Source organism: Ralstonia sp. UNC404CL21Col (assembly GCF_000620465.1).
Lineage (GTDB): Bacteria > Pseudomonadota > Gammaproteobacteria > Burkholderiales > Burkholderiaceae > Ralstonia > Ralstonia flatus.
Genome location: NZ_KK211140.1, coordinates 505,171 through 518,053 on the forward strand (window position 1 = coordinate 505,171; position 12,883 = coordinate 518,053).

The following is a 12,883-nucleotide window of genomic DNA, read 5'->3' on the forward strand; positions in this document are numbered from 1 at the left end:
CGGCGTCCCAGCGGAGGCCGGCATGAGGCAGAACCCCACCACGGTCGATATCGGCACCGTCCTCGATGACGGGCCGTTTTCTCTCGCGCAGAAGATGGCGGTCCTGCTGGCGGCCTTCGCCATCGTCATGGACGGCTTTGATGGCCAACTGATCGGCTTCGCCATTCCCGTACTCATCAAGGAGTGGGGCATCACGCGTAACGCGTTTGCGCCGGCGGTAGCTGCGGGCCTGATCGGCATGGGGCTGGGCAGCGCGCTGGCGGGCCTGTTTGCCGATCGCTTCGGGCGACGCTGGGCGCTGATCGGCAGCGTGTTTCTGTTCGGCGTGGCGACGTGCTCGATCGGCTTTGCGCCGAACGTTGCGACGATTGCCGCGCTGCGGTTTATCGCAGGCCTTGGCATTGGTGGCGCGCTGCCAAGCTCCACCACGATGACGGCGGAGTTCACGCCTGCGCGTCGTCGCACGCTGGCCGTGACGGCCACCATCGTCTGCGTGCCGCTGGGCGGGATGCTGGCGGGCCTGTTTGCGGGCCACGTGCTGCCGCTCTACGGCTGGCGCGGGCTGTTCTGGATCGGTGGCGCGCTGCCGCTGGTGCTTGGTTTCGTGCTCGTGGCGGCGCTGCCCGAATCGCCGCGCTTCCTGGCGCGCCGCCAATCGCGCTGGCCGCAGCTGGCGCAGTTGCTGTCGAAAATGGAGCGCGATGTGCCCGGCAATGCCGTGTTTGCCGATGTGGCTGGCCAGAAGGTCATTCAACACGCGAGTTTCCGCTCGCTCTTCGCGCCTGGGCAGGCACGCGACACGATGGCGCTCTGGGCAGCGTTCTTCATGTGCCTGCTGGCCGTGTACGCAGCGTTCAGCTGGCTGCCGACGATGTTGACTTCAGAAGGCCTGAGCGTAAGCGTGGCGGGCTCGGGGCTGACGGCGTACAACCTGGGCGGCGTGATCGGTGCGCTGGTCTGCGCGGTGACGATTGCGCGATGGGGTTCGCGTTGGCCGATGGCGCTGTGTTGCGTGGGCGCGGCCGCGAGCGCCTTTGCGCTGCAGGGCGTCGATGCCAAGCTGAACACCAACCTGCTGATCGTCGGCCTGGGGCTGCATGGGCTGTTCGTCAACGCCGTGCAATCGACGATGTACGCGCTGTGCGCCTATGTCTATCCGACGGCGGTGCGCGCCACGGGTACGGCGTTGGCAGTGGCATTCGGGCGGCTCGGCGCCATCCTCAGCGCGTTTGCTGGCGCGCTCGTCATCACCGCTGGCGGCTCGGTGGCCTATCTGGCCATGCTCGGGATCGTGATGCTGGTGGTACTGGCAGCGCTGCTCGCCATGCGCGAGCAGATTCCGCGTCTCGCGGAGCGTGCGAAAGCCCCCATGGCTGCCGTGCCGGTTTCGCAGGGCAGCCCGGTCAAGCCGTAGCTGACGGCCAGGGGGAGCAGCACTACATCAGGATGATGTCGTACTGCTCCTGGCTGGCCGCCGACGATTCCACCTGCAGCGAAATCGGCTTGCCGATGAAGTCGCCCAGCATCGCAAGGTGCTGGCTTTCTTCTTCCAGGAACAGGTCGATCACCGACTGCGACGCAAGGATGCGGAATTCGCGCGGATTGAACTGCCGCGACTCGCGCATGATCTCGCGCAGGATGTCGTAGCACACGGTGCGCGGTGTCTTCACCTGGCCCTTGCCCTGGCATACCGGGCACTGCTCGCACAGCACATGCGCGAGCGATTCGCGCGTGCGTTTGCGCGTCATCTCCACCAGCCCCAGCTGCGAGAAGCTGTTGACCGTGATGCGCGTGCGGTCGCGCGACAGCGCCTTGCGCAGTTCCGCCAGCACCGCATCGCGATGCTCGGCCGACTCCATGTCGATGAAGTCGATGATGATGATGCCGCCCAGGTTGCGCAGCCGAAGTTGCCGCGCGATGGTGTGCGCCGCTTCGAGGTTCGTCTTGAAAATCGTGTCGTCGAAGTTGCGCGCACCCACGTAACCGCCGGTGTTGACGTCGATCGTCGTCATCGCCTCGGTCTGGTCGATCATCAGGTAGCCGCCCGATTTCAGGTCGACCCGGCGCGACAGCGCGCGCTCGACTTCCGCCTCGATGTTGTACAAGTCAAAAATGGGCCGCTCGCCGGTGTAGTGCGTCAGACGCTCGACCACGGCCGGCGTGTATTCCTGTGCAAACTCGATGAGCTTCTGGTGGTTCTCGCGCGAATCGACCTGGATGCTGCGCGTTTCGTCCGTCACGAAATCGCGCAGCACGCGCTGGGCGAGGTTCAGGTCCTGATACAGGATCGACGGCGCGGGCAGGGTCGTCGCGTTGTGACGGATGGTCGCCCAGATCTTGCGCAGGTAAGCGACGTCGTTGGCGAGTTCTTCGTCGGTCGACTCCTCGGCGATCGTGCGCACGATGAAGCCGCCGCGCTCTTCGACGGGCACCATGGCTGTCACGCGCGCACGCAGCGCTTCGCGCTCGGCCTCGTTGCCGATTTTCTGCGAGATGCCGATGTGCGGGTCTTGCGGCAGATACACCAGCGTGCGGCCGGCAATGCTGACCTGCGTTGACAGCCGAGCGCCCTTGGTGCCGATCGGATCCTTGATGACCTGCACCATCAGCGCCTGGCCTTCGAACAGCGTCTTCTCGATGGCGACCTGCGGGGTGGGCGGCGCGTCCTTGGCGTCGCGCGGGTGCCAGATGTCGGCAACGTGCAAGAACGCCGCGCGCTCCAGCCCGATATCGATAAAGGCCGACTGCATGCCGGGCAGCACGCGCACCACCTTGCCAAGGTAAATGTTGCCGACCAGGCCGCGCGTCAGCGTACGCTCGATGTGAAGCTCTTGAACGGCGGCTTGCTGGACGATGGCCACGCGCGTTTCTTGCGGCGTGATATTGACGAGGATGTCTTCGGACATGGAGAGGTACCAGGAGAGCGGGTTTCAGCACCCGCCTCTAGGCTTGATCGTATGCGCCCGAAGCGTGTCTTGAAACCGGCCCTCGCACGCTGTCCGGTGCGTGCTTCAGCGGCCGGTCAGGGGCGAGTTACAGCGTGATGCCCGCCTGTGCGAGCAGTGCTGCGGTCTCGAACAAGGGTAGACCCATGATACCCGAATAGCTTCCCGAGATATGGGCCACAAAGGCGGCTGCGCGGCCCTGGATGCCGTACGCGCCGGCCTTGCCGAAGGGCTCGCCGCTGCCGATGTAGTGGGCGATGTCGTTGTCTGTCAGCACCGCAAAGCGCACGTCGGAAATGGACAGCGCGTGCATCGGCGTGCCGCTGGCGGTGACGACCGTTACGGCGGTCAGCACACGGTGCTCGCGGCCGGACATCGCGCGCAGCATGCGGTGGGCATCGGCGGCGTCAGACGGTTTCCCGAGGATCTCGCCGCCCAGGCATACCGTGGTGTCCGACGTGAGGATCGGCAGGGCGGGCAGGTTGCGTGCGAGGCGGCGGCGCACCGCAGCCTGCGCCTTCAACGCGCAGACTCGCTGGACGTAGTCGTCGGGCGTCTCGCCGGGGAGCACGGCTTCCAGCGCTTCCGCATCTTCCTCGTCGCCGGCCAGCAGCAGCTCGAAGCGCGCGCCGATCTGGCGCAGCAGTTCCTGCCGGCGCGGGCTCTGTGAGGCGAGATAGAGGTGCGGCGCGCCGGGTGCATCCATGGTCATACGCGATGGTACGGGTGGTTCTGCGTGATGCTCCACGCGCGATAGAGCTGCTCGGCCAGCAGCACGCGCACCATGCCGTGCGGCAGCGTCAGGCTCGACAGGCGGATCAGCGTGCGGGCTTTCGCCTTGAGCGCCGGGTCCAGCCCGTCCGCGCCGCCGATGACGAAGGCGATGTCACCGCCTTCCTGTTGCCATCCGGTGAGCGATTCAGCCAGCGCGACGGTGGTGAGGTCCTTGCCTCGCTCGTCCAGCGCGATCATGCGGCAACCCTTGGGCAGCGCGGCTTCAATGCGCGCGGCTTCGAGCTGCATGACGGTGGCGGCGGTGCGGCTGCCCGAGCGCTGCTCGGGCTTGATCTCGCGTAGTTCGATGCGCAGTTCGGGCGGCATGCGCTTGGCATACTCGGAGAAACCGTCCTCGATCCAGGACGGCATCTTGTGCCCGACGGCGACGATCAGCAACTGCATGGCGAGACAGCCTGCCCGACGTTACGCCGCGCGCTTCTTTGCCGGCGCGCGCTTGGCTGCCGTCTTGGTGGCGGTTTTTGCGGCGGTTTTGGTGGCCGTCTTCGTGGCGGTCTTGCCCGTACCAGCCGCGCGCTTGGTGGCGGGCTTCTTGGCAGCCGTCTTGGCAGGCGCCTTCTTGGCCGGCGCTGCAGCCTTGGTCGGGCGCTCGCCTGCCAGCTTCGGCTTGGTGGTCCGGCGCTTGGCGGGCGTGACCTCTTCGGCCTCGTCTTCCTCGTCGTCGTAACCTTCGCTGGCCTTGGGCAGGCCACGCTTGCCCGTGCCGCCGAGTTCGATGCGCACAGGCTTGTCACCCCAGATTTCTTCGAGGTTGTAGTACTGGCGCAGTTGCGGCTGCATGATGTGGACCACGGCGTCGCCGCAGTCGACCAGCACCCATTCGCCCACGTCTTCGCCTTCCACGGCGATGATGTGGCCGCCGGCTTCCTTCACGGCGTCACGCACCGATGCGGCGAGGGCCTTCGTCTGGCGATTGGACGTGCCGCTGGCGATGACCGTGCGGTCAAACAGTTCGGTCAGGTGCGTCGTATTGAAGACCTTGATGTCTTGCGCCTTGACGTCTTCGAGCGCGTCGACGATCACGCGTTGTAGTTTGCGAATATCCATACTGAGTGAGAAGAACGTTTAAAGGGCGAGAAAAAAGGTCAAAAAAGCGCGTGAATGCGGTCAATCACGCGGTCAAGCACTGACTGTGCCATTGGCACGGCGGTACAGCGAATGCGATTGGATCAGGTCGGCCACGCCGGCGGGCAGGTCGGCGTCGCACCGAGCGCCCGTCGCCAACTGCTGGCGCAGGCGGGTGGAAGACAGGTCGACGGCCAGGGTCTGGTCGATCCACATGTGGCCGGCGGGTGCGCATTGTATCAATGCCGTGTCGCCGCGGCGCACATCGAGTTCGCGCTGCACCGGCACATGCAATGCCTGAAGGTCGAAACCCGGGCGTGTGGCGACGCACAGGTGGACGTATTCGAACAGGTCCTGCCAGCCGTGCCAGGTGTCCAGGCCGACGAGCTGGTCGGCCCCCATGAGCCACGCCATGGAGGTATCCGGGCCGTAGACGCCGCGCAAATCGCGCACAGTGTCGATGGTGTAGCTGGGGCCGTGGCGATCTACTTCCATGCTGCTCACGTGGACGCGCGCGCGGCCACCGCGTACCGCTTTGGCTGCCAGTTCCGTCATGGCGAAGCGCAACGGTGCGGGCGTGATGTCGGCGGCTTTCTGCCACGACACGCCGGTGGGAATCCACAGCAGCTCATCCAGGTCGAGGCGGGCGATGCACAGTTCGGCCAGGGCGATGTGGCCGACATGCGGCGGATCGAACGTGCCGCCCAGCAAACCAAGCCGGTAGGGGCGATCGAGATCGGGGTGCACGAATGTGGGAAGCGTCATACCCAATCGCGCGCCGGCAGGAAATCGGTGTACAGGGCGGCTTCCGGCGAACCCGGCTCCGGCTGCCAGTCGTAGCGCCAGTTGGCCACCGGCGGCATCGACATCAGGATCGATTCCGCGCGGCCGCCGCTTTGCAGGCCGAACAGCGTGCCGCGGTCGAATACCAGGTTGAACTCGACATAGCGGCCACGACGATAGGCCTGGAAGGCACGTTCGCGCTCACCGTAGGGCGTGGCGTGGCGTTGCTCGGCGATGGGCAGCCAGGCCGGCAGGAAGGCGTCGCCCACCGAGCGCATCATCTCGAAGCTGCGCTCGAAGCCCAGCTCAGCAAAGTCGTCAAAGAAGATGCCGCCGACGCCGCGCGCTTCCTTGCGGTGCTTCAGATAGAAATAGTCGTCGCACCATTGCTTGAAGCGCGGGTACAGCTCATCGCCGTAAGGGGCCAGCGCGCCTTGGCAGGTGCGGTGGAAATGCGACGCGTCTTCGGTGAAGCCGTAGTAGGGCGTGAGGTCCATGCCGCCGCCGAACCACCAGACGGGCTCCGCGTCCGGGCGCACGGCGACGAAGCAGCGCACGTTCATGTGCACTGTCGGCACGTACGGGTTGCGCGGATGGAAGACCAGCGACACGCCCATCGCCTCGAAACCGCGTCCGGCCAATTCGGGCCGGTTGGCCGTCGCCGACGGGGGCAGGGTGTCGCCCATCACGTGCGAGAAGCCGACGCCGCCGCGCTCAAGCAGCGCGCCGCCTTCCAGGATACGGGTGCGACCGCTGCCGCGCAGGCGCTCGGTGGGCGGCTTCTCCCATGCGTCGGTGATGAACGTGCCGCCGTCCAGCGCGCTGGCGGCAGTGGTGATGCGGTCCTGCAGGTCCAGCAGGTAGGCGCGGACGGCTTGGGTATCCATGCGATCAGAAGGAGGCCGCTCGCAGGGGCGAGTCGGGCCGAGTCATACGGTTGTCACCATTGTAGCGGGCGGGCCGCGCGGGCAAGTTGGGGATCACCCGGGGTGACGGATGCCGCGCCTGCCCCATCGTGGGGCATCGGCGCGGCGGGCGGTCGCTCAATGGCGGATGGCGCGATGTCCGATATCGGTACGGTACTGGGCGCCGTCAAAGTGGATCTGCTCGATGGCGTTGTACGCCGCACGCTGCGCCGCCTTGACGGTATCGGCCAGGCCGACCACGCACAGCACCCGGCCGCCGTTGGTGGTCAGCACGCCGTCCTTGAGCGTGGTGCCAGCGTGGAACGTGACGCTGTCTTCGGTTTCCTTCGGGATGCCGGTGATGACGTCGCCCTTGCGCGGTGTATCCGGGTAGTTATGGGCGGCCATCACCACGCCCAGCGCGGTGCGGCGGTCCCAGTCCAGCTCCATGCCGTCGAGCTTGCCGTCGATGGCGCGGTCGAGCACGTCGTACAGGTCCGTCTTCATGCGCGCCATGATCGGCTGCGTTTCCGGGTCGCCCATGCGGCAGTTGAATTCGAGCGTCTTGGGATTGCCTTCTGCATCGATCATCAGGCCGGCATACAGGAAGCCGGTGTACGGGATGCCGTCCTTCTCCATGCCGCGGATGGTCGGCAGGATGATCTCGCGCAGCGCCCGGGCGTGCAGCGTCGGCGTAACGACTGGCGCAGGCGAGTAGGCGCCCATGCCGCCCGTGTTGGGGCCGGCGTCGCCGTCGAGCAGGCGCTTGTGGTCTTGGCTGGTGGCCAGTGCCACGACGTTCTTGCCGTCGCACACGACGATAAAGCTCGCTTCTTCGCCGGCCAGGAATTCTTCGATCACCACGCGCGCGCCGGCGTCGCCCAGGCGGTTGTCGGCCAGCATCATGTCGATGGCGCTGTGCGCTTCCTCGGCGGTCATCGCCACGACCACGCCCTTGCCGGCGGCCAGGCCATCGGCCTTGATGACGATCGGCGCGCCTTCCTGGTCAACGTACGCATGTGCCTGCGCAGCATCACCGAAGGTCTGGTACTTGGCAGTCGGAATGCCGTGGCGGTGCATGAACGCCTTGGCGAAATCCTTCGACGATTCGAGCTGCGCGGCGGCCTTGGTCGGGCCGAAGATGCGCAGGCCCTTGGCGCGGAACAGGTCGACGATGCCGGCCGCCAGCGGCGCTTCCGGACCGACCACCGTGAAGTGGATGCCTTCGCGCTCGGCAAAGGCGGCCAGCACTTCCGGATCCGTGATCGGGAGGTTCTGCAGGCGCTTGTCGAGCGCCGTGCCACCGTTGCCGGGGGCCACGTACACCACCTGTACCTTGGGCGAGCGTGCCAGCTTCCATGCCAGGGCGTGCTCTCGACCGCCCGAACCGACCACCATCACTTTCATGCTGTACCTACCTGAAATTGCAAATCCGATTCGAAATCTGGAAAACAAAAACGGCGATCGTGAGGTCGATCGCCGTTATGCGCGCGTCCGGGGCTTACTCCCCGATGACCGCGTTGGTGAAGACTTCCTGCACGTCGTCCAGGTTTTCCAGGACGTCGAGCAGCTTCTGCATCTTGACCGCGTCTTCGCCGGTGAACTCGACTTCGGTCTGCGGCTTCATGATGACTTCGGCCAGTTCGGCCTTGAAGCCGGCCGCTTCCAGCGCGGTCTTGACCTTGGCGAAATCGTGCGGCGGGCAGATGACTTCAAGCGAGCCGTCTTCGTGCGTGAGGACGTCGTCGGCGCCGGCTTCGAGCGCGGCGTCCATCAGCTTGTCTTCGGGCGTGCCGGGGGCAAAGATGAACTGGCCGATGTGGTCGAACAGGAACGCGACGGAGCCCGACGTGCCCATGTTGCCGCCGTACTTGTCGAAGCCGTGACGGACTTCGGCCACGGTGCGCGTGCGGTTGTCGGTCAGGCAGTCGACGATCACGGCTGCGCCGTTGATGCCGTAGCCTTCGTAGCGGATTTCTTCGTAGTTCGCGCCTTCCAGGCCGCCCACGCCGCGCTGGATGGCGCGGTTGATGTTGTCCTTGGGCATGTTCGCGTCGGTGGCCTTGTCCATGGCCAGGCGCAGGCGCGGGTTGGAGTCGGCATCGCCGCCGCCCAGACGGGCCGCCACGGTGATTTCCTTGATCAGGCGCGTCCAAATCTTGCCGCGCTTGGCGTCGGCAGCGGCTTTTTTATGCTTGATATTGGCCCATTTGGAATGACCGGCCATGAAACTCTCCGAGCGGAATGCAGTGGAATCTGGCGCTCAGATGGCGGTTTGACGCCACCTGCACGCTCTATAATCGGTCGCAGATTTTAGCATGCTGCACACGCCCGCCGCCCCGTCCATCCGGTCGACTTGCCGGTGTGTCCTCCCCAGATTGATCCTCGTCCAAACGCCATGACCGATCCCATCCTGATTGCCAAGAACGCCAAAGCCGAGCTGGTGCTGCTGCCCCAGCTCGCCAACCGGCATGGCCTGATCACCGGCGCCACCGGCACCGGCAAGACCGTGACCCTCCAAACCATCGCCCAGGGCCTGTCGAAGATTGGCGTACCGGTTTTCCTGGCCGACGTGAAAGGTGATCTGACCGGCATTTCGCAGCCCGGCCAGTCGAACGACAAGCTCAAGGCCCGCCTCCGGGAGCGCGGCCTGGAAGAGCCGCAATGGGCCGGTTGCCCCGTCACGTTGTGGGATGTATACGGCGAGCGCGGCCACCCCGTGCGCGCCACCGTGTCCGACATGGGGCCGCTGATGCTGTCGCGCATGCTGGAGCTGAACGACATCCAGACCGGCGTGCTGAACCTTGTCTTCAAGATTGCGGACGACTCGGGCCTCGCGCTGCTCGACATGAAAGACCTGCGGGCGATGCTCCAGCACGTTGGCGAGCATGCTTCGGACTACACGAACAAGTACGGGAATATCTCGTCGGCCAGCATCGGGGCCATTCAGCGCAACCTGATCGCGCTGGAAGAGCAGGGCGCCGACCAGTTCTTCGGCGAGCCGATGCTCGACATCAACGATCTGATGCAGACCGTGCGCGGCCAGGGCGTGATCAACATCCTGGCGGCCGACAAGCTGCTCAACGCGCCCAAGCTGTACGCGACGTTCCTGCTGTGGATGCTCTCCGAGCTGTTCGAGCATCTGCCCGAGGTGGGCGACGTGGACAAGCCCAAACTCGCTTTCTTCTTTGACGAGGCGCACTTGCTGTTCAACGATGCACCGCCGTCGCTGCTGCAGAAGGTGGAGCAGGTGGTGCGGCTGATCCGCTCCAAGGGCGTGGGCGTGTACTTCGTGACGCAAAATCCCGCCGACGTGCCGGACACGGTGCTCGGCCAGCTCGGCAACCGCGTGCAGCACGCGCTGCGGGCCTTCACGCCGCGTGACCAGAAGGCCGTGAAGGCCGCGGCCACCACGATGCGCGCAAACCCCGAGTTCAGCATCGAAGAGGCCATCGGCGAACTGGCCGTGGGCGAGGCGCTGATCTCCATGCTGGACGAGGGCGGCCGCCCAGAGATCACGCAGCGTGCGTTTGTCGTCCCGCCCGCGTCGCGCATCGGGCCGATCTCGGACGACGAGCGTCGCGCGCTGATGACGAATTCGTTGGTGGCCGGCCGTTACGACACGGCAATCGACCGTGAATCGGCGTACGAAATCCTGAGCGGCCGCGTGGCGAAGGGCGGGGCGGCATCGGCGCCGGCTCCCGGTTCCATCGGCACGGACTTCGGGGCATCGACAGGCTCAGCGCCCGCGCCTGCACCTGCGCCGGCGCAACAGGAGAGCGGCGGCGGTTGGCTGGGCGATGTCGGATCGATCCTCACGAAGGGCACGGGCCGCAGCGGCCGTGGCGATTCGATTGTCGAAACGTTGGCCAAGTCGACGATGCGCACCATCGGTTCGACCGTCGGGCGCGAAATCGTGCGCGGCGTGCTGGGCAGCATTCTGGGCGGGTCGAAGAAGCGCTGAGCGCATCCGAGGCACCAAAGACAACAGCCGGCATTGCCGGCTGTTTTTGTTTGCGCTGAGACCGTGCGCGATCAGTTTTTCGTGCCGAACAGACGATCGCCCGCGTCGCCCAGGCCCGGGATGATGTAGGCGTTTTCATCCAGGTGCGAATCGAGCGATGCCACGAACAGCTTCACGCCCGGATGCGCCTGCTGGAACACCTCCACGCCTTCGGGCGCAGCCACGAGCGCCAGGAAGAGGATGTTCTCGTCGGGCACGCCGCGCTTCTTCATCACGTCGACGGCGTGGACGGCCGAGTAACCGGTGGCGACCATCGGATCGCACAGGATGAAGGTGCGGTCTTCCAGGTCGGGCAGCCGCACGAGGTATTCCACCGGACGGTGTTGGTCATCGCGGTACACGCCGATATGGCCGATACGCGCCGACGGAATCAGCTCCACGAGCCCGTCGCTCATACCCACGCCCGCACGCAGCACCGGCACCACGGCCAGCTTGCGGCCGGCGATGACGGGCGCTTCCATCGGGCCCATCGGCGTGTCGATGTGGCGGCTGGTCAGCGGCAGGTTGCGCGTGATCTCGTAGCCCATCAGCAGCGTGATCTCACGCAGCAGCTCGCGGAACGTGCGCGTGGACGTGTCCTTGTCGCGCATGTGCGTGAGCTTGTGCTGGATCAGCGGGTGATTGAGGATGAACAGGTTCGGAAAGCGCGGATCTTGTTTCATGGCGGCAGGGGATTCTCAGATGGGGCGCATTGTACCGGCGCGCCCCGTGTCGATTTTGGAAGCGCTCAGCGGCGGCCGCGCATCAGGAGCACATACACCACGGCCGAGATCGCCAGGCCCACGAACCACGCATACGTGTACAGCGCTTCGAACACGCCCGGCACGCTGGCGACGAAACCGGCCTGCTTGAAGAAGCCCGGCAGATTGGGCAGCACGCCGATGATGAGCGCGACGATGGCGCGGCCGTTCCAGCCGTTGCCGTAACCGTACGGGCCGTCTACGCGGAACAGTTCTCCGGTCTTCAGCACCGTGCGGCGCACCAGGAAGTAATCGACCATCATGATGCCGGCCACCGGGCCCAGCAGCGCGCCGTAACCAACCAGCCACGTGAAGATGTAACCCTTGGTGGTTTCCAGGATCTTCCACGGCATCATCGCCAGGCCGATGCCCGCCGTGATGTAGCCGCCGATGCGGAACGAAATGCGATGCGGCGCCAGGTTCGAGAAGTCATACGCCGGCGAGACCACGTTGGCGGCGATGTTCGTCATGAGCGTGGCGGTAATCAGCGCCAGCAGCGCGACGATGACCGACGGGCCGGTCATCTTGCCGGCCAGCGTGACCGGATCCCAGATGGCCTGGCCGTAGATGACCACCGTGGAGGACGTGACGAGCACGGCCACCAGCGCCAGCAGCCCCATCGGCAGCGGCAGGCCGATCGCCTGCCCGACCAGCTGATCGCGCTGGCTGCGTGCGAAGCGAGTGAAGTCGGGAATGTTCAGCGCGAGCGTGGCCCAGTAGCCGACCATGGCGGTGAGCGACGGCCAGAAGAAGCCCCAGAACTCGCCGGCGCGCTTGCCGCCTGCAGAAAACGCCGACGGCGCCGACAGCATCGGGCCGAAGCCGCCCGCATGGACATACGCCCACCAGACCAGGCCCAGCGCGGCCAGGATCAGCAGCGGGGTCGCCAGCGCCTGGAAGCGCTTGATCGATTCGAGCCCCTTGGTGATCAGCCAGATGTGCAGCGCCCAGAACAGCAGGAAGCAGAATCCCTGGCCGGGGTTGATGCCCAGCCCCGGAATGTTGCTGCCGACCAGCATGTTGTCGGTGACGACGTTGAGGATCGTGTAGATCGCCTGGCTGCCGAGCCACGTCTGGATGCCGAACCAGCCGCACGCCACGATGGCCCGCAGAATGGCCGGCAACTGCGCGCCGCGCACGCCGAACGACGCCCGCACCAGCACAGGAAAGGGAATGCCGTACTTGGTGCCAGCGTGGCCCACCAGCACCATCGGCACCAGCACGATCAGGTTGCCGAGGAACACCGTCAGCACCGCCTGCCACCAGTTCATGCCCTCGCTCATCAGCCCCGAAGCCAGCATGTAGGCCGGCACCGACACCACCATCGACACCCACAGCGCGGCGTAATTGGTCGCCGTCCAGGTGCGGGCCGCGGGCGGGGTGGGGTTGAGGTCTTCGTTCCAGAGGGTCGGGTCGGGTGCCCCGGCGGCATCCGCGGAGAAGGCGGAAGAGGTGGTTTGGCTCATGTCGATGTGGGATCCGTTGTCGTTGTAGATATTCGGAATGCAGGCGCGATTGTACGGCGCTCCCCGGCGTGCTCAAGCGAAAGCTGTGCCAAGTGCAGCGCACCCCGCGTCGGAACGTTTTGTTGAATTCCAATACAATCGACGACGCTCTCCAACACCG

At 65.7% G+C, this 12,883-nt stretch carries 12 protein-coding genes; 2 read left to right on the plus strand and 10 right to left on the minus strand.

Annotated elements, in window-relative coordinates:
• Positions 1-22 precede the first annotated feature (22 nt).
• Complete coding sequence (locus tag N511_RS0120230) at positions 23-1,414, plus strand: MFS transporter (protein ID WP_231479651.1); 1,392 nt, start codon at positions 23-25, stop codon at positions 1,412-1,414.
• A gap of 22 nt (positions 1,415-1,436) precedes the next feature.
• Here the strand turns inward: N511_RS0120230 and rng are convergent, their stop codons facing one another.
• From rng to N511_RS0120270, 8 genes are all read right to left on the minus strand, one after another.
• On the minus strand, positions 1,437-2,906 hold the full coding sequence (rng, locus tag N511_RS0120235; protein WP_027680939.1) for a ribonuclease G: 1,470 nt from the start codon (positions 2,904-2,906) through the stop codon (positions 1,437-1,439).
• Between the two features lie 127 nt (positions 2,907-3,033).
• Complete coding sequence (locus N511_RS0120240) at positions 3,034-3,657, minus strand: Maf family protein (protein ID WP_027680940.1); 624 nt, start codon at positions 3,655-3,657, stop codon at positions 3,034-3,036.
• Entirely contained in the window at positions 3,654-4,124 is a 471-nt protein-coding gene (rlmH, locus tag N511_RS0120245) for a 23S rRNA (pseudouridine(1915)-N(3))-methyltransferase RlmH (RefSeq protein WP_027680941.1), read from the minus strand. The genes N511_RS0120240 and rlmH overlap by 4 nt, the downstream gene beginning before the upstream one ends.
• Positions 4,125-4,145: 21 nt before the next feature.
• Positions 4,146-4,787, minus strand: a complete 642-nt coding sequence (rsfS, locus tag N511_RS0120250) for a ribosome silencing factor (protein WP_027680942.1) — start codon at positions 4,785-4,787, stop codon at positions 4,146-4,148.
• 72 nt (positions 4,788-4,859) lie between these two features.
• Positions 4,860-5,570: a nicotinate-nucleotide adenylyltransferase gene (locus N511_RS0120255; protein ID WP_027680943.1), complete on the minus strand. Its 711-nt coding sequence runs from the start codon at positions 5,568-5,570 to the stop codon at positions 4,860-4,862.
• Positions 5,567-6,475: an oxygen-dependent coproporphyrinogen oxidase gene (gene hemF, locus N511_RS0120260; protein WP_027680944.1), complete on the minus strand. Its 909-nt coding sequence runs from the start codon at positions 6,473-6,475 to the stop codon at positions 5,567-5,569. The genes N511_RS0120255 and hemF overlap by 4 nt, the downstream gene beginning before the upstream one ends.
• A 156-nt stretch (positions 6,476-6,631) precedes the next feature.
• Positions 6,632-7,900 carry a phosphoribosylamine--glycine ligase gene (gene purD, locus N511_RS0120265; protein WP_027680945.1) on the minus strand — a complete coding sequence of 423 codons (1,269 nt, stop codon included), beginning with the start codon at positions 7,898-7,900 and terminating at the stop codon, positions 6,632-6,634.
• Positions 7,901-7,994: 94 nt separating this feature from the next.
• Positions 7,995-8,720 carry a YebC/PmpR family DNA-binding transcriptional regulator gene (locus tag N511_RS0120270; RefSeq protein WP_027680946.1) on the minus strand — a complete coding sequence of 242 codons (726 nt, stop codon included), beginning with the start codon at positions 8,718-8,720 and terminating at the stop codon, positions 7,995-7,997.
• Between the two features lie 171 nt (positions 8,721-8,891).
• Here N511_RS0120270 and N511_RS0120275 point away from each other — a divergent pair, with 171 nt between their 5' ends.
• The gene (locus N511_RS0120275) at positions 8,892-10,457 is read left to right on the plus strand and encodes a helicase HerA-like C-terminal domain-containing protein (protein ID WP_027680947.1); all 1,566 of its coding nucleotides are present in this window, start codon (positions 8,892-8,894) and stop codon (positions 10,455-10,457) included.
• A 71-nt stretch (positions 10,458-10,528) separates the two neighbouring features.
• Here the strand turns inward: N511_RS0120275 and upp are convergent, their stop codons facing one another.
• Together upp and N511_RS0120285 are read right to left on the minus strand one after the other, a co-directional pair.
• Positions 10,529-11,179: a uracil phosphoribosyltransferase gene (upp, locus tag N511_RS0120280; protein ID WP_027680948.1), complete on the minus strand. Its 651-nt coding sequence runs from the start codon at positions 11,177-11,179 to the stop codon at positions 10,529-10,531.
• Positions 11,180-11,244: 65 nt separating this feature from the next.
• Entirely contained in the window at positions 11,245-12,723 is a 1,479-nt protein-coding gene (locus N511_RS0120285) for an NCS1 family nucleobase:cation symporter-1 (protein WP_027680949.1), read from the minus strand.
• Positions 12,724-12,883 lie beyond the last annotated feature (160 nt).

What these genes read in the sequence shown, in the direction of transcription:
- N511_RS0120230 (WP_231479651.1), top strand. Translation starts at nt 23, where the DNA reads ATGAGGCAGAACCCCACCACGGTCGATATCGGCACCGTCCTCGATGAC.
- rng (WP_027680939.1), bottom strand. Translation starts at nt 2,906, where the DNA reads ATGTCCGAAGACATCCTCGTCAATATCACGCCGCAAGAAACGCGCGTG.
- N511_RS0120240 (WP_027680940.1), bottom strand. Translation starts at nt 3,657, where the DNA reads ATGACCATGGATGCACCCGGCGCGCCGCACCTCTATCTCGCCTCACAG.
- rlmH (WP_027680941.1), bottom strand. Translation starts at nt 4,124, where the DNA reads ATGCAGTTGCTGATCGTCGCCGTCGGGCACAAGATGCCGTCCTGGATC.
- rsfS (WP_027680942.1), bottom strand. Translation starts at nt 4,787, where the DNA reads ATGGATATTCGCAAACTACAACGCGTGATCGTCGACGCGCTCGAAGAC.
- N511_RS0120255 (WP_027680943.1), bottom strand. Translation starts at nt 5,570, where the DNA reads ATGACGCTTCCCACATTCGTGCACCCCGATCTCGATCGCCCCTACCGG.
- hemF (WP_027680944.1), bottom strand. Translation starts at nt 6,475, where the DNA reads ATGGATACCCAAGCCGTCCGCGCCTACCTGCTGGACCTGCAGGACCGC.
- purD (WP_027680945.1), bottom strand. Translation starts at nt 7,900, where the DNA reads ATGAAAGTGATGGTGGTCGGTTCGGGCGGTCGAGAGCACGCCCTGGCA.
- N511_RS0120270 (WP_027680946.1), bottom strand. Translation starts at nt 8,720, where the DNA reads ATGGCCGGTCATTCCAAATGGGCCAATATCAAGCATAAAAAAGCCGCT.
- N511_RS0120275 (WP_027680947.1), top strand. Translation starts at nt 8,892, where the DNA reads ATGACCGATCCCATCCTGATTGCCAAGAACGCCAAAGCCGAGCTGGTG.
- upp (WP_027680948.1), bottom strand. Translation starts at nt 11,179, where the DNA reads ATGAAACAAGATCCGCGCTTTCCGAACCTGTTCATCCTCAATCACCCG.
- N511_RS0120285 (WP_027680949.1), bottom strand. Translation starts at nt 12,723, where the DNA reads ATGAGCCAAACCACCTCTTCCGCCTTCTCCGCGGATGCCGCCGGGGCA.